The 19780-nt window shown below is 42.6% G+C and carries 19 protein-coding genes and 1 tRNA gene; 6 read left to right on the top strand and 14 right to left on the bottom strand.

Annotated features, from left to right (window positions below; genetic code table 11):
* Positions 1–146 precede the first annotated feature (146 nt).
* The 4 genes from DEF30_RS04280 to DEF30_RS04265 all read right to left on the bottom strand — a co-directional run bounded on the left by DEF30_RS04280 (position 147) and on the right by DEF30_RS04265 (position 4599).
* Positions 147–878, bottom strand: coding sequence for a TIGR03915 family putative DNA repair protein (locus DEF30_RS04280; protein ID WP_294096834.1), 732 nt, complete (start codon positions 876–878; stop codon positions 147–149).
* Complete coding sequence (locus tag DEF30_RS04275) at positions 875–2224, bottom strand: putative DNA modification/repair radical SAM protein (RefSeq protein ID WP_294096833.1); 1350 nt, start codon at positions 2222–2224, stop codon at positions 875–877. The genes DEF30_RS04280 and DEF30_RS04275 overlap by 4 nt, the downstream gene beginning before the upstream one ends.
* A 111-nt stretch (positions 2225–2335) precedes the next feature.
* Positions 2336–3265 (bottom strand): AEC family transporter, encoded by a 930-nt coding sequence (locus tag DEF30_RS04270; protein ID WP_294096831.1) that lies wholly within the window; start codon positions 3263–3265, stop codon positions 2336–2338.
* Positions 3262–4599, bottom strand: coding sequence for an HD domain-containing protein (locus DEF30_RS04265; RefSeq protein ID WP_294096830.1), 1338 nt, complete (start codon positions 4597–4599; stop codon positions 3262–3264). The genes DEF30_RS04270 and DEF30_RS04265 overlap by 4 nt, the downstream gene beginning before the upstream one ends.
* A gap of 108 nt (positions 4600–4707) precedes the next feature.
* On the opposite strand from DEF30_RS04265, the gene DEF30_RS04260 reads away from it, so the two are divergent.
* Together DEF30_RS04260 and pepT are read left to right on the top strand one after the other, a co-directional pair.
* Complete coding sequence (locus tag DEF30_RS04260; RefSeq protein WP_294096829.1) at positions 4708–5667, top strand: HD domain-containing protein; 960 nt, start codon at positions 4708–4710, stop codon at positions 5665–5667.
* A gap of 58 nt (positions 5668–5725) precedes the next feature.
* Positions 5726–6946: a peptidase T gene (pepT, locus tag DEF30_RS04255; RefSeq protein ID WP_294096827.1), complete on the top strand. Its 1221-nt coding sequence runs from the start codon at positions 5726–5728 to the stop codon at positions 6944–6946.
* A 59-nt stretch (positions 6947–7005) separates the two neighbouring features.
* On the opposite strand, the gene DEF30_RS04250 is transcribed toward pepT, so the two are convergent.
* Complete coding sequence (locus tag DEF30_RS04250) at positions 7006–7896, bottom strand: DegV family protein (protein WP_294096825.1); 891 nt, start codon at positions 7894–7896, stop codon at positions 7006–7008.
* Positions 7897–8096: 200 nt separating this feature from the next.
* Here DEF30_RS04250 and DEF30_RS04245 point away from each other — a divergent pair, with 200 nt between their 5' ends.
* Positions 8097–8351: a hypothetical protein gene (locus tag DEF30_RS04245; RefSeq protein ID WP_294096823.1), complete on the top strand. Its 255-nt coding sequence runs from the start codon at positions 8097–8099 to the stop codon at positions 8349–8351.
* Here DEF30_RS04245 and DEF30_RS04240 read toward each other — a convergent pair.
* Entirely contained in the window at positions 8348–9610 is a 1263-nt protein-coding gene (locus tag DEF30_RS04240; RefSeq protein WP_294096822.1) for an MFS transporter, read from the bottom strand. The genes DEF30_RS04245 and DEF30_RS04240 overlap by 4 nt on opposite strands.
* 214 nt (positions 9611–9824) lie before the next feature.
* Between DEF30_RS04240 and DEF30_RS04235 the strand changes: the two genes are divergently transcribed.
* The 3 genes from DEF30_RS04235 (at position 9825) to DEF30_RS04225 (ending at position 11802) form a co-directional block, all read left to right on the top strand.
* Positions 9825–10058, top strand: a complete 234-nt coding sequence (locus DEF30_RS04235) for a hypothetical protein (protein ID WP_294096821.1) — start codon at positions 9825–9827, stop codon at positions 10056–10058.
* 236 nt (positions 10059–10294) lie between these two features.
* The gene (locus DEF30_RS04230; RefSeq protein ID WP_294096818.1) at positions 10295–11242 is read left to right on the top strand and encodes a DUF6731 family protein; all 948 of its coding nucleotides are present in this window, start codon (positions 10295–10297) and stop codon (positions 11240–11242) included.
* A gap of 11 nt (positions 11243–11253) precedes the next feature.
* On the top strand, positions 11254–11802 hold the full coding sequence (locus tag DEF30_RS04225) for a hypothetical protein (RefSeq protein ID WP_294096816.1): 549 nt from the start codon (positions 11254–11256) through the stop codon (positions 11800–11802).
* 252 nt (positions 11803–12054) lie between these two features.
* Here DEF30_RS04225 and DEF30_RS04220 read toward each other — a convergent pair.
* The 8 genes from DEF30_RS04220 to treP all read right to left on the bottom strand — a co-directional run bounded on the left by DEF30_RS04220 (position 12055) and on the right by treP (position 19734).
* Positions 12055–12131 (bottom strand) — tRNA-Arg (locus tag DEF30_RS04220).
* A gap of 46 nt (positions 12132–12177) precedes the next feature.
* Positions 12178–13203: a GntG family PLP-dependent aldolase gene (locus DEF30_RS04215; protein WP_294096814.1), complete on the bottom strand. Its 1026-nt coding sequence runs from the start codon at positions 13201–13203 to the stop codon at positions 12178–12180.
* Positions 13203–14336, bottom strand: coding sequence for a patatin-like phospholipase family protein (locus DEF30_RS04210; RefSeq protein ID WP_294096812.1), 1134 nt, complete (start codon positions 14334–14336; stop codon positions 13203–13205). The genes DEF30_RS04215 and DEF30_RS04210 overlap by 1 nt, the downstream gene beginning before the upstream one ends.
* A gap of 74 nt (positions 14337–14410) precedes the next feature.
* Positions 14411–15298 (bottom strand): phosphatidylserine decarboxylase, encoded by an 888-nt coding sequence (locus tag DEF30_RS04205; protein WP_294096811.1) that lies wholly within the window; start codon positions 15296–15298, stop codon positions 14411–14413.
* Positions 15282–15734, bottom strand: coding sequence for a nucleoside deaminase (locus DEF30_RS04200; RefSeq protein WP_294096810.1), 453 nt, complete (start codon positions 15732–15734; stop codon positions 15282–15284). The genes DEF30_RS04205 and DEF30_RS04200 overlap by 17 nt, the downstream gene beginning before the upstream one ends.
* 116 nt (positions 15735–15850) lie before the next feature.
* The gene (gene treR, locus DEF30_RS04195; RefSeq protein WP_294096808.1) at positions 15851–16567 is read right to left on the bottom strand and encodes a trehalose operon repressor; all 717 of its coding nucleotides are present in this window, start codon (positions 16565–16567) and stop codon (positions 15851–15853) included.
* Positions 16568–16601: 34 nt separating this feature from the next.
* Positions 16602–18266 (bottom strand): alpha,alpha-phosphotrehalase, encoded by a 1665-nt coding sequence (gene treC, locus DEF30_RS04190; protein WP_294096919.1) that lies wholly within the window; start codon positions 18264–18266, stop codon positions 16602–16604.
* Between the two features lie 25 nt (positions 18267–18291).
* Positions 18292–19734 (bottom strand): PTS system trehalose-specific EIIBC component, encoded by a 1443-nt coding sequence (gene treP / locus DEF30_RS04185; protein ID WP_294096803.1) that lies wholly within the window; start codon positions 19732–19734, stop codon positions 18292–18294.
* Positions 19735–19780 lie beyond the last annotated feature (46 nt).

Here is a 19780-nt window from a genome sequence, read left to right as displayed (position 1 = left end):
TGCACAACTGGTGCGAAATTTGTGAAATTTACTGATTATTTTTTTAAGATTATAATTTAATAATAAAAACAGAGAAAATACACAAAGAGAAAAATGAGTGAATAAGTTCAACAGATTTGCATAAAAAGTCTTTGATAAGAAAACAGTTATGTGGATTCTGTCTCTGGAAGATTCACCCAATATCGGACAGGCATGGACCGTTTTTGCTGATTGGGATTTTCCCTGGCGGAAATAGTGATATTTTTAAAATAGGTTTGCCATGCTTCCGTGGTAGCATCCCTCTGAAAGAGTTTTTCGTTCAGGGCTAAATTTTTCTGGATGATCCATCTGCCACCTTGACACAACAGGGCTTCCTGCTTTCTCTCATCATAAATGATAAAGTTCATATCACCGAATCTTTCTGCAAAATGGTCTGCGATAAAGGGGAGGATGTAGTGATCTGGACTGATTTTCGCCATAAAAACCGATCCGAACTGATTGAATCGGACAAACCCCATGAAACGGTGACTTTCTAAAGAAACCTGACGAGAAAGTCTTGTGACTTCCATGATAAAAGAGTCCTGATACCGAAAGGCATTTTTTGGATTCTCAAAGCACTTGATGATGAATTTCAGAATCATCGTAGGAGCATGAGGAGAGCTGTGGTTCAATCCGTAGGTGATGATATCCAAAGCTTCTTCAGAAAACTTCTCACGCATGGAGCTTCGGACTCTATTAAATTCTTCTTCCTTAAACTGGATTTTCACAGGATGATCAATGAGATTGGGCGTAAACTGTTCTTCCCGAAAGAGAACAGGAGGAAGTTTATCAACATATACCCTATAGACGGCCACCAGAAGCTCTTCCATTGAACCGTCAAACAACATGACATTCATCATAATCCACCTGCCAAAGAGTTTTTGATGATGGTCTTTTCCAGAAGAAGCTTTTTGATTTTCTCCTTCTCTGTGAGTACTCGGTTTTCTTCAGGACTATGGAGTCCAAGGGATTCATCGATTTCTCCAAACAAGTTCATCTGGATCTGATCTTTCTTTTCACTGATGGCTTCATATATGAGATCTGGTCTCAGAGAGAAATTTCCGTAATATTTTCCAGAAATCAGAATGAAATGCTTCGCCCTTGAGATTACAGCACCCATTTTTTTCAGACCATCATAGGTGATGGGAGAAAGCTTTCTAGCCCGAAGAATCCGCTTGGCAGAGGTGAGTCCGATACCTGGTATGCGTAGAAGCATTTCATAACTGACCCGATTGATCTCCATGGGGAAGAGAGCCATATTGGAGAGAGCCCATTGGGTTTTTGGATCCACATTCATATCAAAATTTTCTCCGTCTGACAAGAGCTCCTCTGCAGAGAACCGGTAGAACCGGAGCAGCCAGTCTGCCTGATAAATTCTATGTTCCCGGAGAAGAGGAGGATGGGAAAGCTTCGGCATAAGCGCATGGGTACTGACAGGCACATAGGCGGAGTAATAGACTCTTTTCAGCTGAAAGCTCTTGTAGAGATTCTGGCTGAGTGAAAGGATTTTACCGTCGCTGGCTGGTGTAGCACCAATGATGAGCTGAGTGCTTTGTCCTGCTGGTACAAAGTCTTCAGTTCTATGCAGGATTCTCCTTTCCTCGCTATTTGCAAGGATATTCGTGGCGATTTGCTTCATTGGTTTCAGAATCTCAATTCGGTTTTTCTGAGGCGTGATGCTTTTGTAGCTTTCTTCCTCAGGCAGCTCAATATTCACACTGACTCTGTCCGCATAAAGCCCAGCCTCATGGATGAGGTGTGGACTGGCCCCAGGTATAAGCTTGATATGAATATATCCGTTGAATCGCTCCCGCTGCCGAAGGGTTTTTATAATGCGTATCATTCTTTCCATGGTATGATCGGGACTCATAATCACCCCTGAACTTAGAAAGAGACCTTCGATGTAGTTCCGCCTGTAGAATCCCATGGTCAGCTGGACCAGTTCATCCGGTTCAAAGGCGGCACGTTCCACATCATTGGAGATCCGGTTCTGGCAATAGGCACAGTCATAGATACAGTAGTTGGTCATAAGAATTTTTAATAGGGAAATGCACCTTCCATCTGAAGTGAAACTATGACATATACCCGCAGCAGCAGCGTTGCCAACACCACCAGGAACCCCAGAACGGCTGCTTCCACTGGAGGAACAGGAAACATCATATTTCGCTGAATCTGCAAGAATTCTAATTTTTTCCAGAAGCTCCATACATATCGCCTCCTTATATTTGAGTCAATTATAGCACATACGTTCTTTTCGGGCAATAAAAAAGCAACATATGTTCTTTTTTGGTGCAAAAAAAAGGATGAGCAAGTCATCCTAAATGAAAGTGAATAATTTCAGGAAAAAAGGAATAATAAAAATGAAGACTGCAGAAGAGAGTGCGGTCATAAAGGAAGAGTATGAAGGATCTCCTCCATAACGACCTACAGCGATGGAGATATTCTGCATCACTGGAAGACCAGCACAGACAATAAACACCTTGATGAGCTCCACAGGCATTTGAAAAGCCTTCAGAAGGAGCAGACAGATGATGGGAGACAGAATAAATCTCATGCTGAGGATAAGAACTGAGGCTACTGGACTTCCAGCATTTTTAAGGCTCAAATCTCCAATGACACTTCCCATGAAAAGGAGAGATAGAGGCGTCAGAAGTATTTTCAGATACTCGATGCTGCTAAGGAGATAAGTGGGGACAGTTACGTTATAGTAAAGGAGCACCATACCTGCGATGAACCCAAGGATAGGAGGATTGAGGATTTTCAGGATATTTTTGCTGCTGAAGGCACTTCCATTGCTTCTCACGATCTGATAGATGCCAAGGGTCCAAAAAGTCAGGGTGTTGGCGATATAGTACAGCATCAGATAAGGAACAGCAGAGTCTCCAAATATTCCTGTAATAAGCGGAAGTCCTACAAAAATGGTATTGGAGAAGGTGGCCATGGACACAAATGCTCCCTGCTCCACTCCTTTTAAGGATAAAGCCCTTGAAACGCCCCAGGCAATGATGTTCATTAGAATCATGGTCAACATGGCAAGAAGGATGCCAAGGTAGGATTCTCTGAAAAATGATAAGGAAAAGTTGGTCAGTGTGATGTGAATCATAAGCGCTGGGGTACAGAAGTTTACAAGAAGAACAGAAATAAATTTATCTGTTCTTTTATCAGTGACTTTGGTTTTTTTCAGGATAAAACCCAGTACACCCAAAATCAGCATGGTTAAAACTGTATTTGTCACATTTGTTGTCATCGATTAATCTCCTTAGAAGCATATTCAAGTAATAGTTCTTTATGATTGTCATCAGGGTTTTTCAGGACTTTTTCAAGAAGCACATCCAAGATCCGCCCTACTTCCTGTCCCTCTCGGATACCAAGAGCAAGTATATCCTTTCCGTTTACAGCAAGATCCCTTACGGTGAGAGGATCCCCACGGTTTATGATGTGTTCTATTCTATTTCTGAAGCTATTGATTTCATATAGTTTTTCATCGTTTCCTTCCGGCTTCCCTATGAAATCAGCAATCTTAAGATCAATGAGAGCGTTGAGATTCTCCACTCCCAGTTTGTTTATGAATTTCTTCAGCTTCACTTCATTTTTCATTTCGGTACTGGTCATATGAAAGTAAACCAGGGTTTCCACTTTACGGATGGTTTTATGATCATATTTGAGCCTCATCAGCACATCATGGGCGATGTCTCTTGAACGCTTCTCATGGCCGTAGAAATGTCCGATGCCCTTCTCATCCATGGTGAAAGTTGAAGGTTTGCCGCTGTCATGGAAAAGAGCGGCAAGACGCACTGGAAGATCTGCAGGCACATGGCTCAAAACCTCCAGGGTATGTCCCAGGACATCCTTATCGTGATGAGGATTATGCTGAAGAAATCCAGACATGGACATGAGTTCCGGCAGGACATACTTCATGATCCCCAGATCAAAAAGCATGCGGATTCCACGGGCAGGATTCTTTGAAAGAAGAATGTTATTCAGCTCCTCCCTAATTCTTTCCTCACTGATGAACCGGAGGCCATCCATGGTTTCCACCATGGCTTTCAGGGTGTTCTCTTCTATGTTGAAATGAAGGGTGGTGGAGAGCCTCACTGCCCTTAAGATGCGAAGCGCATCCTCCTTAAAACGAAGAATAGGATTTCCTACTGCCCGGACAATCCTCCGATGGATGTCCTCAGTCCCGTTGAAAGGGTCAATAATACCTTTCTCGGGATTATAGGCAATGGCGTTGATGGTGATGTCTCTTCTTCTCAGATCTTCTACCAAATCATCCACAAAGATGACATTTTTTGGATACCTGTGGGCTTCATACTCACCGTCCATTCGGTAGGTGGTCACATCAAAAGCACCGTCATGGGTATGGACTTCCACAGTACCGTGTTTCAGACCGGTGGGGACGGTTTTCTTAAATAAGGCCATGACTTCCTCAGGTGTGGCAGAGGTGGTCACATCATAGTCTTTAGGCGTGATCCCTATGAGGACATCACGAATACAGCCCCCCACTACATAACCCTCATGGCCATTTGTGCTGAGCTCTTTCAGTATGTACCGGACGCCTTTTGGCAGGTTGATTTCCATGTTACCGCCTACCTTTCATGGATAAAGATTTGGTAAGATTCTTTCGTTTTCGGCCAGTCTTTCGTGTATACTTAAATTATACCCTATTTTTTATTGAAGGAGAAAGAAATGGAATTTAGCAGCAAGAAAATCCGCGATTTAGCTGTGGGCGATCGTGTGGATTGTTATTTTATTATTAAAAGAGTAGATTTGAAGACAACAAACTCAAACGACAAAAAGTATCTGGACTTTATATTTGGAGATAAAACAGGAGAGATCTCAGGGAAGCTTTGGGAAGTTCCTCAAGATATTGAAACATATTTTACTGAAGGAGATCTGGTAAAGGTTCGCGGAACTGTGACAAGCTATATGAACAACAACCAGTTCAAAGTGGACAGAATTAGAAAAGCTTCAGAAGAAGATGGTGTAATACCGGAGGATTTCGTGGAATCCGCTCCGCTTAAGAACACCGATATGCTCCGGGACATCGAAGGATATCTTCAAAGAATTGGAGATCAGGATATTCAGCAGGTGGTTCAGATGGCCCTCGAAGAAAAGAAGGATAAACTGATGTTTTATCCAGCAGCAAAAAGAAATCACCATGCCATAAGATCCGGTCTTCTTTACCATGTTCTCACCATGCTGAAGCTTGGGGATCAGATTTCAAAAGTGTATCCTGCCGTGAACACAGACCTTCTCTTTGCGGGGATCATTCTTCATGATCTTGAAAAAATCAATGAGATGGATTCTTCAGAGCTGGGCATTGTCAAGGAATACACTTTGGAAGGGAATCTTCTGGGGCATATCAGCCTTGGGGTCAAAAATGTGGACAGAATATGTGATCGCCTGAACACCCCGGAAGAAAAAAGAATGCTTCTGCAGCACATGATTCTTTCCCATCACTACGAGCCTGAGTATGGAAGTCCTGTGAAACCGATGTTTCTGGAAGCAGAGCTTCTTCACCATATTGATATGATCGATGCCCGGGTGTTTGATTTCACCTTGGCGGTTCGGGATCTGGAGCCTGGCAGCATATCTGAGAATATTTTCTCCCTGGACAGAAGACGGATCTATAAGCCGACGTTCTAGACCAGAAAACAGGAATCTGTCATACTATAAGAAGAATATAAAAGAAAGAGGGAGTAAAATGAGCGTTGTAGACAAACTGATTAAGTACGTAAAGTATGAAACCACATCAGACGAAAACAGTGTAACTGTACCTTCCACTGAGGGACAGAGAGTCCTCGTGGAAGAGCTGAAGAGAGAACTGGAGGCCTTGGGGCTGGAGACTGCTTTAGATGAGAATGGGTATCTTTTCGGATTTTTAAGAAACAATACCGGTAAAAATCTAAAGAAGCTAGGCCTGCTGGCTCATGTGGACACCTCACCGGATATGAGCGGAAAGAATGTGAATCCTCGAATTCTTCCTTATGAAGGTGGAGATATAGTGCTCAACGAGGAGCTTCAGATTGTCATGAAAGAATCTGATTTTCCTCAGCTGAAAGAATATGTGGGAGAAAACCTGCTGGTGACAGACGGAACTACTCTTCTTGGGGCAGACGATAAAGCAGGAGTTGCAGAGATCATGGAAGTTCTGGAATATCTGTTCCATAACCCTGAAGTTCCACATGGAGATCTTCATGTGGCATTTACGCCAGATGAGGAGATTGGCCGTGGTCCCCATCATTTTGATGTAGAGGCCTTTGGTGCCGAGATTGCCTATACCATGGATGGTGGACCTGTGGGAGAGCTGGAATATGAGAACTTCAATGCAGCCTCAGCCAAGGTGACAGTGAAGGGCAGAAATGTTCATCCTGGAACAGCGAAAGACAAGATGAAGAACTCTATTTTTGTGGCCATGGAATACGCAGATGCTTTCGACAGAAAGGACACACCAGAGCATACCGAAGGGTATGAAGGATTCTTCCACCTGAATGATATAGAGGGGGATGTGGAGGAGACGTCTATGTACTACATCATCCGTGATTTCTTTGAGGATACCTTCGAAGGAAGAAAGGTGAAGATGATGGAAGCGGCATCTGTCCTCAATGAGAAGTATGGAGAGGGAACTGTTACTGTAGAGATCAAAGATCAGTATAAGAACATGAGAACCATGGTGGAGCCTCACATGTATCTCATTGAACATGCAAAAAAAGCCATGGAGATGGCTGGTGTAAAACCTATTATTAAGCCCATCCGTGGAGGCACCGATGGCGCTCAGCTTTCTTATATGGGACTCCCCTGTCCGAACCTTTTTACAGGTGGAGAAAACTATCACGGAAGATTTGAGTTTATTTCTGTAGAATCCATGGAAAAAGCTGTGGCGGTTCTGAAGAACCTCATCAGCATATATGCAGAAGAAGTATAAGTAGAGAGGATAAAACCCCTGGAGCTCCGATACATTCCGTTGGAGCCCCAGGGGTTATTCTATGATTTTTTTACGGTTTCTTCACGGTCTTTTCCGAAAAAGACCATATTGATGACATTGGCGCCGGTATGGGCACCGATGACCATACCCAGTGGAACCACGGTGACTTCATCGGAAAGTTTCTTTTCCAGAATGAGATTTTTAAGAAGAGCTGCATCTTCTTCGCAGTTTCCATGAGCAATGAGCACTGTTTTTGTCAGATCCTCTGTTTTTCCTTTTTCCAGATACTCAGCCAGTGCATGGATAGATTTTTTTCTTCCTTTTACTTTATCAATATTCAGAAGCTTTCCTTCCTTGCTCATATAGAGAATGGGTTTTATGGAAAGCATGGTGCCCATGGTGGCAGAGAAGCCAGAGATTCTTCCCCCACGCTTCAGGTGGTTGAGATCGTCCACAGTAAAAATATGATTGATGTTATATTTCAAGGTTTCCAGTTTCTGTGCAATCTCCGCTGGGGCATACCCTTCTCTTTTGAGTTCTGCTGCTTTTAGCACCAGAAGACCAAAGCCTGCGGAAGCACACATGGAATCAACGAGAAGAATCTCTCTATCCGGAAACTCTTCCTGAAGCATACCCTTTGCTACATTTGCAGCACTGAAGGTGCCACTGAGAGAGGAGGAAAATCCTACATAGAGGATGTCCATTCCTTTTTCCAGATAAGGCTTGAAATAGTCATAAAAACGGTTTGGCGTAATCTGGCTTGTGGTGGGGGTAGCCCCTTCTTTTAAAGAGGTATAGTAGCTGCTTATGTCGACACTTTTCCAGTTGTCTTCCACATACTCCTTCCCGTTATAATTTACAATAAGACCGATGACATCCACGTCATTTTGCTCCAGTAGTTCAAAGGGTAGGTCACATGCGGAATCCGTTAAAATCTTAAATTTATTCATCGCTGTTATCTCTGGATTTCTTGTTTCCAGAAGTCCTCCTTTATGATGTTAATATAATTGCTTTGCCATACCATAAAAACCGATATCGCTTCTTTCAATATACCACAAAACGCTCCCGTTCATCGTTAAAATATTTCGAAGAAGGATTCCTTGGGGAAATCGTGCTAGAATAGAATCAAAAAGAAACGAGGGAATTAAAAGTGCATTTCGAAGAACATGAGATCATTGATCTTCTTAAATATCTGAGGACAGCAAAAGACCAGACAGAAGAACTTCTGACAGCCATGATAGACATAGAGGTCTATGGTGAGGTGGACCATGATGGGATGCCTGTTGTGAACTCCGTGGAGCTGCAAGAGGATCTGAAGAAGATGAATGAGTACATCCTAAGGATTGAAAAAGAACTGAAAGAGATAAAGAAACCACAAAGGAAAAGATCTACAGCAGAAGATTAGACTCTTCTGTTGTAGATCTTTTTTACGTGTTCCCGTTTCCTGTACATGATGAAATAGATGGCCAGCATATTGATGCTCATGAGGCCTATGATGACATGACGTTCTGGGTAGATTTCTCCGAGAAAACCAGCTAGAAGCTGTCCTAAGATGTTACCAGCAGATACAATCATCTGGAATGTGCCGTTGAAGCGGCCTCTTTTATCATCCGGCACATAAGACTGGGTGGCAGAAATCCTGATATTAAAGGAGGTGACACCCATAATCCCGATGAGGAAGAAGCTTACTGCCATGAGCACCACTGGGAAGTAGAGCTGGAACGCTTCCAGAAAGGCAATGCTCGTATACACGCATAGGGCAATCAGAAATTTCTTGGGTACCGGATAGTGGTATTTATAATGGATCATTCCACCAATGAGCCGCCCTAGAACACCAAAACTGCTGATGATGGTGTAGAGAGTTACGGAGTTCACCAGAGGGATGTTTGAAAAAAGCTCCGGATTGTTCTTGAAGAACGGAAGGTGAAGCACATGAAGGCCGCCTCCAGCAAACATGGTGATGCAGAAGTAGATGGTGATGACCAGGAGTCCCTTTTCTGCACGCATGTAATCCAGACCTTCTTTGAAGTCAGCCTTGTAGGAGACAAAAGAAAAGCCTTTTTTGGTATCATCTGTGTTTTCTTTGATGTGGTTTTCCTTATATCCGATTTGCGTTTCAAAGATCGCTGCCAGGAAAAAGGTTGCCGCATTGAAAGCAAAAAGAGGAGCCGCTGATCCTGAGTTCTCATACACTATGGAAGCGATGGGGAGCATCAGGCTTGCCAGGGGATAAATCATACTGGAAATGGAGTATGCCTTGGAGAAATTCCCTTCCGAAACAAGATTGGGATAAAAGCTTTCATAGGCTACTGCATAGACCCCGTCAATGGTTCCGATGAGGAGCACAATGAATAGGAACACAGGGTAATTGAACCACTTCACATAAAGCAGAAAGAACATGATCACATAAATGAAGGCGGACATAAAATCCAGTGTGTAAATCATTTTCTTTCTGGAGAACCGGTCCAGATAGGGACCTGCAAAAAGGGGGGCCACGATTTTTGGCAGGTTATAGACCACCATAAAAAGTGAGAATAAGAGGGTGGAGTCTGTCAGATCCAGCACCAGAAGTCCAATGGCAAAACCAGCCACAGAATTTCCCAGCATGGAGATGATGGACCCGATGGTGATGATTTTAAAGTCTTTTGTCCATAATTTATTCAATAGTCTTCTTCCTTTTTCATATCATTCTACTAGAGAGTATTCTACCACAGGGGGACCTTCATCTTTCTCATTTAAAGTACAGGAAATGATGTTTAGAAAACAGATTTACGGAAAACAAAAAATCCATGAAGATAAAACTTCATGGATTCTATGGTGCAGTGAGAGGGATTCGAACCCCCGGCCGAACTGATTGTCACCAAAGCTTTACTTAGTATTGACGAAATTACTTGGTTTTATCTTGGTGCTTGTTTCTTCACTATCTAAAAGAGTATCTCATCGAAGCTTCAAAAGTTACGATGAAAATCTCAACACACGCAACAGTGGTTATCAGCACATCGTCATAGGAAGCAAAGCTGTAGGAAAGATTGTAAAAGCCACAGTGGGCTTGAACGTCATGATGTTTCCAACAGGTGCGAAAGTGGATGAGCTGAAAGATGGGCTAAAGTGAAGATTTACAGCAATCAGGAGGCTGGTATCGTATTGGAGGCATATATTTAATATCGAAGAAACATGAACAGTGATAGAATAAAGAAAAAAGAAATAATATGTGCGTAATTTATATTTTATTCTATAATAAAATGTTATATCTGTCTCAGTCTTTTTAGAAAGTTTTGAACCTTCACACATTGCAAATGAAAACGTTTTTGTGTATTATCATGTTAATAAGAAGGAGGGATTATTAGGATGTCATACATAAAAAATATTAAGTTTAACTATTTTCAAGTATTAAATAACTATACAAATGGAGAGGGAAATCCGACTGCATTTTCGATGACCGACTGGGCTGACACAATAGATAAAAAGACATTACTGAAAAAACATATAGAGCTATCAAAATGTTTGGCAAAGATTGAATATATAAGTCATTTTGAAATTTCTGATATATGGAAAGTAAGACTCCATAGGCTAGCTGAGTATAATATTCCACAAACATCAAAAAATGGTGAGGATGCAGAAGATGTAGAGCTCCAAGAGGATGAGTATTTAGGCTATGACTGTAATCTAATTTACGATGAAACCAATGGAATTGCGATGATTCAACGAAGTAAATATTCGTTATCTATCGAAAGAATAGAAGAGTTACTGAATAAAACAAGTTTTTTGAAAGATAGATTTATTACTATAAAACCCATAATGAATAGTAACAACATAAATAAATTGATTCAAAATGGAAAGAAAATAGAAATTTCGTTTGCCAATATAACCAATGCAATCCCCGAAACAAAAAGCCCTTTAGCTAGTATAATTAATTCTTTTTTCAAACTAAAAGGAGTTGCTGGAAACGTAACGATTGGTGTCGGAAGAGGTAAGGACGTTCAAGTTGTTAAAGAGAATAATAAAGAAAAGATAATCAAAACTGAAAGATTTCTTGGGAAAAAAGAAACGATTCAGTTAATTGATGACATTAGGAGTAATCCTGATATAGTAACTAGAGGGATAGTAACACTTCGCGATGAAGAAGATACTAATGTTGAAGTAGTGGACTTATTTGATGATGTTTTTATCGACATTATTCAATTTCAGTTAGAGCAACGAAAAACACTTGGAATCGAGTATGTTATGAATGAGATGATACAAACATACGAAGAGAAGAAAGGGAAAATTTTGATTTCATTAAAATCTGATAAATAGGAGGAAAAGAAATGGAGAAGATTAAATACATATTCGAACGATTCTATCCGTATATTACCTCAATTGCTTTAGTTTACTTGTTATATTGTTTCGAAATAGATTTTCTTGCTAATGAAAAACTTTACGATGCTCTAGGTGGAGTGATAAGCTTCGATGCAATAGTGATAGGTTTTTTAGGTGCAATTATGCCTGTAATCTTGAGCATGAAAAATGAATCAAAACTAGTAAAATACGTATTTGAAAATGATGGCGAGGAGTTATTTAAAAAATATCTATTTGTCACAATTAAAATCGGTATTACGAATGTAGTACTAACATTAGCTATGTATTTACACACCAGTTTTACAGTTGAGACATTTGTGAAAATACTCTTGTATCTTTGGCTTTTGTCGTTGTTTACATTTATGTTTTGCACAATGAGAAGTATGGGATATATGATATCATTGCTTTTTTCCAAGGATATGGCGGTAGAGTACCATATAGGAAGTGCAGAAGAAGGTAGCGTACTTTCAGAAAAAGAGAGAGCAGAAGTCAAAAGTAAATTCTCAGATAAATCATAAGTATTTTTAAATGCCTATCGGCAGCTAATAAGAAGATTTGTATGCAAAAGGAATGTATAATGCCTCTCTTTCATATTGAAATCGATTCGCTGAGGTAAAGTTTAAGAGAAGCTGTTGAATCACATTATCAGTTTCAAAAAACTATATTTTAAATTATTAAGGATAGCAATTAAGCTATCCTTTTACCTTGCTGTTAATTTGATGCTATAAATAAAAAACCAACAGAATCAGAAGTTCTGAAACTGTTGGAATTGGTGCAGTGAGAGGGATTCGAACCCCCGGCCGACCGGTTCGTAGCCGGTTACTCTATCCAGCTGAGCTACCACTGCATGACTCAATTATAATACCATAACTGAGCCTTCTTTTCAAACAGTTCTATTGAAAATATTCACGAATGATCTGAAGAACCTGGTTTATCCTGTCTCTTGTGACATAGTAGTGGGTCACAAAGCGGAAAACTCCCTCATCACTACCGTTCATGAGAATCCCATGCTCTTTCATATGTTCTACAAGATCTGATTCCTGGAACCCTTCTTTATCGATGGTGAAGAAAATCATATTGATCTTGATCTCATCAAGTCTTACCGTGATTTCGGGGATTTTATGAAGCTCTTCGCCGAAATATCTGGCGTTCTCATGATCCTCGTTCAGTCTATGCCTCATTTCCAGAGCTTCCAGACCTGCAGCGGCGAGAATACCCACCTGCCTCATGCCTCCACCTAGAATCTTTCGGTTTTTGCGAGCCTTAGCAATGAATTCTTTTGAACCTGAAACCACAGAGCCCACAGGTGCACATAGACCCTTTGAAAGACAGAGAGAAATGCTGTCTGCATACTGGGCGATTTCCTTTGCATCCACCTTAAGATGCGCTGCCGCATTAAAGAGCCTTGCGCCATCCAGATGAACGGGAATCTCATAGGCCTTTGCAATCTCAGAGATGCTCTTAAGATTTTCCAGTGATGCGACGTTTCCAGTGGAGTGCGCCGTTTCCACACAAATGAGTCCGGTTTTTGGAAAATGAATGTCTTCTCCTTTTCGGACTGCTTTCTGCACTTCTTTCGGATCCAGTTCTCCCAGATCGTCCTTCAGCGTTCTGGTCTGAACGTTTGAAATCAGTGCTACAGAGCCTGCCTCATGGGCAATGATATGGGAGTTCTCACCAAGAATGATTTCGTTGGTTCTTTCAGTGTGGGTCAGGATGGAGAGCTGGTTGCCAAAGACACCAGATGGAACGAAAAGAGCAGCTTCCTTTCCAAGGATCCGTGCTGTTTCTTCTTCCAGTTTTATAACAGTCTCATCGTCTCCGTACACATCATCCCCCACAGGCGCTGATGCCATGAGCTGACGCATTTTTTCTGTAGGATGGGTGACAGTATCGCTTCTTAAATCAATGAATTTCACTAGGAACCTCCTAAGATTCTATTTTGGATCATTTTGATAAACAGATTGGCAATGGCAAGTTTCGGACTCGTTACAGCTAAAGCTGTGAGTGCGGCAGGATCGAGTTCCTTAAAAACAGCTCTTTCCTTCCATGGGATTTTGTCTCCTCCCTGGACCATTTCTTGGATTTTACTGAATATTGCATCCAGAAGCTCGCCCTGATGTCTGTATACTTTAAGCGGGCTGATCTCCAGTGCTTCTGCTGTGATCTCCAGTGCTGCCTGAGCCAGAGAGTAGTCAGTAAAGAGCAGCTTCTCATATTTTTCTAAGGTTTTGTTCAGGAAAAATGGATGAATGGTTTCTTTGAGGGCTTTGACTTCTTCCGCATTGAGAGAGGAAAGAAGGGCAAAATCATCCAGATGTTCAAAGTAATAGGTCGCACCGTAAAGCTTTTTGAAAGCTCGGAGTGTGTCGAGATAGCCGTAGGTCATATTATTCCGGATGGTTTCCGGATCAGGAAAGAGAATGGATCCCAAAGGATTGTCAGACTCGATCTCGATGAGGTGATAAGGTCCGCTGAGGTTTCTGCGGTCTCCAAAAGTATGGAGATTCACTGCGATGATTTCGGTATATCCTCTATCGTAAAGTGGCCGTACGGGAATATTGTCAAAAACTGCTCCATCAATATAAGCATCCCCATCAATAAGAAGTCTCTGGAAACTGGGGTGATTTGCGCTGGCTGCCACATAATCGATGAGTTTTCCCTGGGGGATTTCTTCTTTAAAAAGCACCACAGGCTTCCGGGCAGTCAGATTGTACGTCACAATGCCCAGATCCGTGGGGTGCTTTCGAATGGTCTCTTCATCAAGAATCTCATGAAGAAGAGAGAGAAGAATCTCAAAGTCGAAGCCTCTTTGCCGGATCACCTCAGGGACCAGCTGTGATTCAAATTTTATGAGGGAATCTCTATTAAGAGACATCCAGATTTCTTCCATCAGCGCAAAATCATTCATCAGATAAGCCGCAGCATTGATGGCACCTATGGATGTGCCTGTAATGGCACCAATCTCTATATTCAGTTCTTGTAAGGCTTTCAGAACTCCGATTTCATAAGAACCTCTGGAGCCACCTCCGCCAAGAGCCAGTCCATACATACATAATCCCACCTTTTTAGTTCAATTCTAGCCTTAACTTCTATCGGAAAGAAAAAAAGTAAGTGAACAGTTCTTTAATTTTTTCTTTCTCCAATGGCCTCTCCAAAGAGCACACGAGTTTCTATGCCCTGGCGCGAATAGTCGAGAATATCCTGGTCCACCATCACCCTATCTTTTGCAATAAATAAAATGACAGTGGAACCTCCAAACTTAAAGTACCCTTTTTCAGCACCTTTCTCCACAGAGACGTGGGGACTATAGGTCTCTACGATGCTGCCCACATTGGTAGCACCCACTTCCACATAAAGAACAGGGCCAAAGTGCATACTTTCAAAAAGTGTCAAAGCACGCTTGTTTTCAATATACAGCCTCGGTATGGATTTCAGCGCCACAGGATTCACCGAGTAGTATAGCCCATCGATATACTTCGTCTCTTTTGGCGTACCGCTGTCCATAAAATGAAACCTGTGATAATCTAGAGGGTTGAGTCTGAATACTAGGACTGTCCCACCGTCGAAAAGATCCGCAAGGTCTTTGTCTTTTATGAGGTCCTCCAGTTCATAAGTAAGCCCCTTCACCTGCAGTACAGCATCTTTTCTGAGATTTTCAAAGACAAGAAGCCTGGCATCAGCAGGGCTGATGAGGATGTCACCTGCTGCATCAAAAGGGCGTGCAGATTTTTTCAGTTTTCGGGCGAAGAACTCATTAAAGGACTGGAACGAAGAAAGGGGATCCAGAAGGTCTGAAGAATTCAGTCCGTTGTTTTCCATGAAGGAGGGGATCAGTTTTTTAGACCATCTGGTGTTCATGAGTTTACCGTAAAATGCAGAAAAGAATTTTCTTTTCACAAAGAAAAGAAGAGCTTTTCCGTAGGGTTTTTCATAGAGAAGAGACAAATAACGCCCACCCAGTACATTCTCTTCTTCCAGTTTTTTTGTTGTTCTGTTATATAGCTGAATCATTTCGAAGCTCCTTGAAGAAATTTTTGATGAGCTTTAGTGATGCATCATCGTGAAGGAACACGGAGTCCACATGATGATAATAAGGTGGCAGATCATTGACAGAAAGCACACTGCCAAAAGCTCCTTCCCGGGGTTCAATGGCGCCGATGACCACCTTTCTGATTTTGGATTTCTTAATGGCTGCCGCACACATGAGGCAGGGTTCTAAGGTCACATAAAGGGTGCAGCCCGTAAGACGCCAGTTCTTCAGGGATTTGCCTGCGTCCTTTATGGCTTGGAGTTCAGCATGGCAGGAAGGGTCATGGTCTTTTTCCATGGTATTATGTCCACGACCAATGACCTGACCATCTTTTACAATGACACAGCCCACAGGCACTTCCCTGAGGCTGTAGGACTTTTGGGCTTCTTTTAATGCTTCTTCATAAAAGGGATCCATCCTGCTGCTCCTTTCCTTTTGTATAGTTCTTATTGTAGTGTATCTTCTGCGTCTGGTCTAGAAAAAACCGGCATTCATAAAATGCCGGTTCGGATCTTCTTATTCTCTATCTTCTGTTATGGTGTGTTTCTTCTGGCCACATCAATGAACTTGAATTTATCCGGACAGTGTCTGGATTGGGTAAACTGAAACAGTTTTCCGTTCACAAGGTAGACCAGTGTATTGACCACAGCGACCATGTCATAGTCATGAAGGTCCAATAAAAGGCGGTCTTCTGCAGTGGCTTTTTCCATGACAATCTCCTTTTGCGCAAAACCGATCTTAAGACCCAGATTCTGCTCCAGATACTCATAAATAGAGTTGGAAGAGATTTCTTCTGTCAGCTCTGGAACCACATCCTGATAAAAATAATCTTTATCCAGTATGACTCTCCTGCCGTTTATGGTCCTTACTCGGATAACCTCCCAAATGGAGTGGATCTCCTGAGCATCCAAGGCTTTTGTGGGAAAGGTGGCAGCCTTTTGCAGCTGAAGCCGGATGACTTCTGTCGAATAGCTGGTCATTCCAGTTTTCGCCGCCATTTCCTTGAAGCTGATGAGACCTGCCACAGGAAAATCAAACTTGTTCATCTCCAGGACAAAAGAGCCTTTCCCCTTGATCTTTCTGATGTAATTGTTCGTGACAAGAAGACTGAGAGATTTTCTCACCGTGTCCCTTGAGAGGTCATACTCATCCATCAGTTCTTTTTCGGAGGGAAGCTGTTCTCCTGGTTTTAAGCGTCCATCTTCGATATCCTTCTGTATTTTATTGTACAATACGGAATACTTTGCCATACATATCACCCAATCCATCATACCACTTCAGGTATTAAGGCTCAACGCCAATTACCACAGATTCATAGGGTCTCAGACAGATTTTTTCATCTTTTATGCAGAGCTCATTGTAGTTTGTCAGTAAAAGACGTACTTTCTTTTCATCTACTGGAGGAAAACCGTGGCTATTGAGAGAGAATTCTTCTTCCTTGTCATAGAAATTGTTCAGCACCAGTACCTTTTTCTCCCCCAGGGCTCTTACATAGCAGAAGAGGGATGGATGGTCTTTTTCTAGGATCTCATAGGTGCCTTCCTGAATAACTGGGTTGGTTTTTCTAAGCTCTATGAGCTTCTGATAATAACCGAAGATGGAGTCCTCTTCTTTCATATCTTTCTCTGCACTGACAGAAGGACCCTTCGCAAAAGGAATCCAGGGAGTGCCTTCTGTAAAACCACGTCCTTCCTCGTCGTTCCACAGTACTGGGGTTCTACCATTATCCCTTGACTTAGCCTGGAGAATCTCTAGGATCCGCTCTTCAGGAAGCCCTTCTTTTCGGAGGATTTCATAGTAGTTGGTGCTTTCCACATCCCGGTACTCGTGAATGGAAGTGAAATAGGCATTGGTCATGCCGAACTCTTCTCCCTGATAAATATAGGGAATACCCCGGAGCATATGGATGGAGGTGGCCAGCATTTTTGCGGATTCTTTATGGTATTTCTTGTCATGACCAAATCTTGAAACCACTCTGGGCTGGTCATGATTGTTGTAAAAGAGGGCCATATTTCCCTGATGCTTCTGCATGCCGGTCTGCCAGTGGTCGAAGATTTCTTTCAGCTCCTGAAAATCAAAGGGCTTCAGTGACCACTTGTCTCCTTTTTCATAATCCACTTTGAGATGATGGAAATTGAACACCATGCTGAGCTCCTTCTCGGAAGGGTTCGAATATCTCACACAATTTTCCAGAGACGTGGAAGACATCTCACCAACGGTCAAAGAGTCTTCTTTCTGGCCAAAACTTTTCCGGTTCAGCTCCTTCAGAAACTGATGGATTTTAGGTCCATCGGTATAGAAACGTCTGCCATCACCCAGGTCATCATTTTCATAAGTTTCCGGTTTCGAAATGAGATTCACCACATCAAACCGGAATCCGCTGACACCTTTGTCCAGCCAGAAGTTTACAATATCATAAAGCTCTTTCCGGACCTCCTCATTTTCCCAGTTGAGATCTGCCTGGGTCTTGTCGAAGAGATGAAGATAGTACTCATCAAACTGAGGCACATATTCCCAGGCGTTTCCGCCGAATTTAGATTCCCAGTTTGTGGGGGGAGCACCGTCTAGCCCTTTTTTGAAGATATAGTAGTCTTTGTATTTTGGGTCTCCCTGGAGAGCCTTCTGAAACCATTCATGGGCGGTGGAGGTGTGGTTGAATACCATGTCCAGCATTATACCCATGCCTCGTTTTTTTGCTTCCTTTATCAGGTTCTCCAGATCCTCCATGGTACCGAAGGAGGGATCGATTTTTCTGTAGTCTGCCACATCGTAGCCGTTGTCATTCATAGGGGAGACAAAAACAGGAGTGAGCCAGAGGTAATCTACCCCCAGCTTCTCCAGATAGCTCAGTCTGCTGGTGATCCCAGCGATATCGCCAAGACCATCGCCATTGGAATCCATAAAGGATTTCACATAAATCTGATAGATGACCTTGTCGTTAAAATTCATCAAGAGAGTTCACTCCTTTTATTTTTTAGAAATACTTCAGTTTCAGGTCCATTCCTTTGCCTTTGAGTATGCCCTTCTTGTGGAAGAGGATGGTCAGTATGATTGGAACTACAAACGCGATCAACATAGCAATGCCGAACATAAACATATATTTAGGCTGAATGGATAGGATTCCAGGAAGACCACCCACACCGATGGAGTTCGCCATTACGCCGGAGCTGACAGAAACGATGGCAGCCAGAGCGGACCCGGTCATGGCAGCAACAAAGGGATAGATGTATTTGATGTTGATACCAAACATGGCAGGTTCTGTAACTCCCATGTAGCAGGATATGGCTGCAGGGATAGAAATCTGCTGCTCTTCTTTGTCACCACTATGCAGGAAGATGATGGCAAGTACTGCAGAGCCTTGGGCGATGTTTGAAAGAGCAATCATTGGCCAGAGGTTGGTTCCGCCAAACTCGTTCATGAGCTGCAGGTCGATGGCATTGGTCATATGATGGAGTCCTGTAATGACCAGAGGTGCATAGAGGAATCCGAATACACTTGCAAAAAGCCATCCAAATGCGGAGGTCAGTCCACCGTATACTACTGCTGAGATGGCATCTCCGATGACCCAGCCGATGGGACCAAGCACTACGTGTGCAAGAAGAACCGTTGGAATCAGCGCAAAGAAAGGAACAAGAATCATGGAAAGATATTCAGGCACAATTTTCTTGAAGAACTTCTCCAGGTATACCAGAGTGAACCCAGCCAGCATGGCTGGGATAACCTGGGCCTGGTACCCGATCATATCGATCTGGAAGAATCCAAAGTCCCACTGAGGAATCTCGGCTCCGCCAGCAACGCCATAAGCGTTGAGAAGCTGAGGAGATACCAGAGTAATACCTAATACAATACCGAGAATCTGAGTGGTACCGAATTTTCTGGACACAGACCAGGTAATACCTACAGGCAGGAAGTGGAAAATGGCTTCACCGATGATCCACAGGAAGTGATTGACTCCTGCCCAGAACTGATACTGGGACACGATGGTATCTTGACCATTATTAAGAATGGGCACTGCTTCCAGGAAATTTCTAAAACCTAAAATAAGACCGCCGACCACAAGAGCAGGAATGAGTGGGGCAAATATTTCAGCCAGATTCGCTAGAAGCCGCTGTGCAAAGTTCATGTTTCCCTTGGCTGCCTGTTTTGCTTCATCTTTTGATACGCCTTCCACGCCGGATACCGCTGCAAAATCGTTATAGAAGTTTGCGACATCATTGCCAACGATCACTTGGAACTGTCCAGCCTGGGTAAAGCTTCCCTTTACACTTTTCAGGGCTTCAATCCCTTTGATGTCTGCTTTGGATGGATCCACCAGAACAAATCTCATTCTGGTCACGCAGTGTGAGACTGCCGAAATGTTTTCTTTGCCACCGATGAGTTCGAGCATTTTTTTAGCATCTTCAGTGTACTTTCCCATTGTAATCCTCCTTATTTTTAACTTATACGTACAAGTTGAGTCACTT

It is taken from the genome of Proteiniclasticum sp. (genome assembly GCF_003514505.1).
Taxonomy (GTDB): domain Bacteria; phylum Bacillota; class Clostridia; order Clostridiales; family Clostridiaceae; genus Proteiniclasticum.
The sequence above is the reverse complement of the archived record's forward strand: the minus strand, read 5'-3'. Positions and strand labels throughout refer to the sequence as shown.

Excerpts from the sequence above, each read along its gene's own strand:
- DEF30_RS04280 (WP_294096834.1), bottom strand. The coding sequence starts at position 878 with ATGATGAATGTCATGTTGTTTGACGGTTCAATGGAAGAGCTTCTGGTG.
- DEF30_RS04275 (WP_294096833.1), bottom strand. The coding sequence starts at position 2,224 with ATGGAGCTTCTGGAAAAAATTAGAATTCTTGCAGATTCAGCGAAATAT.
- DEF30_RS04270 (WP_294096831.1), bottom strand. The coding sequence starts at position 3,265 with ATGACAACAAATGTGACAAATACAGTTTTAACCATGCTGATTTTGGGT.
- DEF30_RS04265 (WP_294096830.1), bottom strand. The coding sequence starts at position 4,599 with ATGGAAATCAACCTGCCAAAAGGCGTCCGGTACATACTGAAAGAGCTC.
- DEF30_RS04260 (WP_294096829.1), top strand. The coding sequence starts at position 4,708 with ATGGAATTTAGCAGCAAGAAAATCCGCGATTTAGCTGTGGGCGATCGT.
- pepT (WP_294096827.1), top strand. The coding sequence starts at position 5,726 with ATGAGCGTTGTAGACAAACTGATTAAGTACGTAAAGTATGAAACCACA.
- DEF30_RS04250 (WP_294096825.1), bottom strand. The coding sequence starts at position 7,896 with ATGAATAAATTTAAGATTTTAACGGATTCCGCATGTGACCTACCCTTT.
- DEF30_RS04230 (WP_294096818.1), top strand. The coding sequence starts at position 10,295 with ATGTCATACATAAAAAATATTAAGTTTAACTATTTTCAAGTATTAAAT.
- DEF30_RS04225 (WP_294096816.1), top strand. The coding sequence starts at position 11,254 with ATGGAGAAGATTAAATACATATTCGAACGATTCTATCCGTATATTACC.
- DEF30_RS04210 (WP_294096812.1), bottom strand. The coding sequence starts at position 14,336 with ATGTATGGACTGGCTCTTGGCGGAGGTGGCTCCAGAGGTTCTTATGAA.
- DEF30_RS04205 (WP_294096811.1), bottom strand. The coding sequence starts at position 15,298 with ATGATTCAGCTATATAACAGAACAACAAAAAAACTGGAAGAAGAGAAT.
- DEF30_RS04200 (WP_294096810.1), bottom strand. The coding sequence starts at position 15,734 with ATGGATCCCTTTTATGAAGAAGCATTAAAAGAAGCCCAAAAGTCCTAC.
- treR (WP_294096808.1), bottom strand. The coding sequence starts at position 16,567 with ATGGCAAAGTATTCCGTATTGTACAATAAAATACAGAAGGATATCGAA.
- treC (WP_294096919.1), bottom strand. The coding sequence starts at position 18,266 with ATGAATTTTAACGACAAGGTCATCTATCAGATTTATGTGAAATCCTTT.
- treP (WP_294096803.1), bottom strand. The coding sequence starts at position 19,734 with ATGGGAAAGTACACTGAAGATGCTAAAAAAATGCTCGAACTCATCGGT.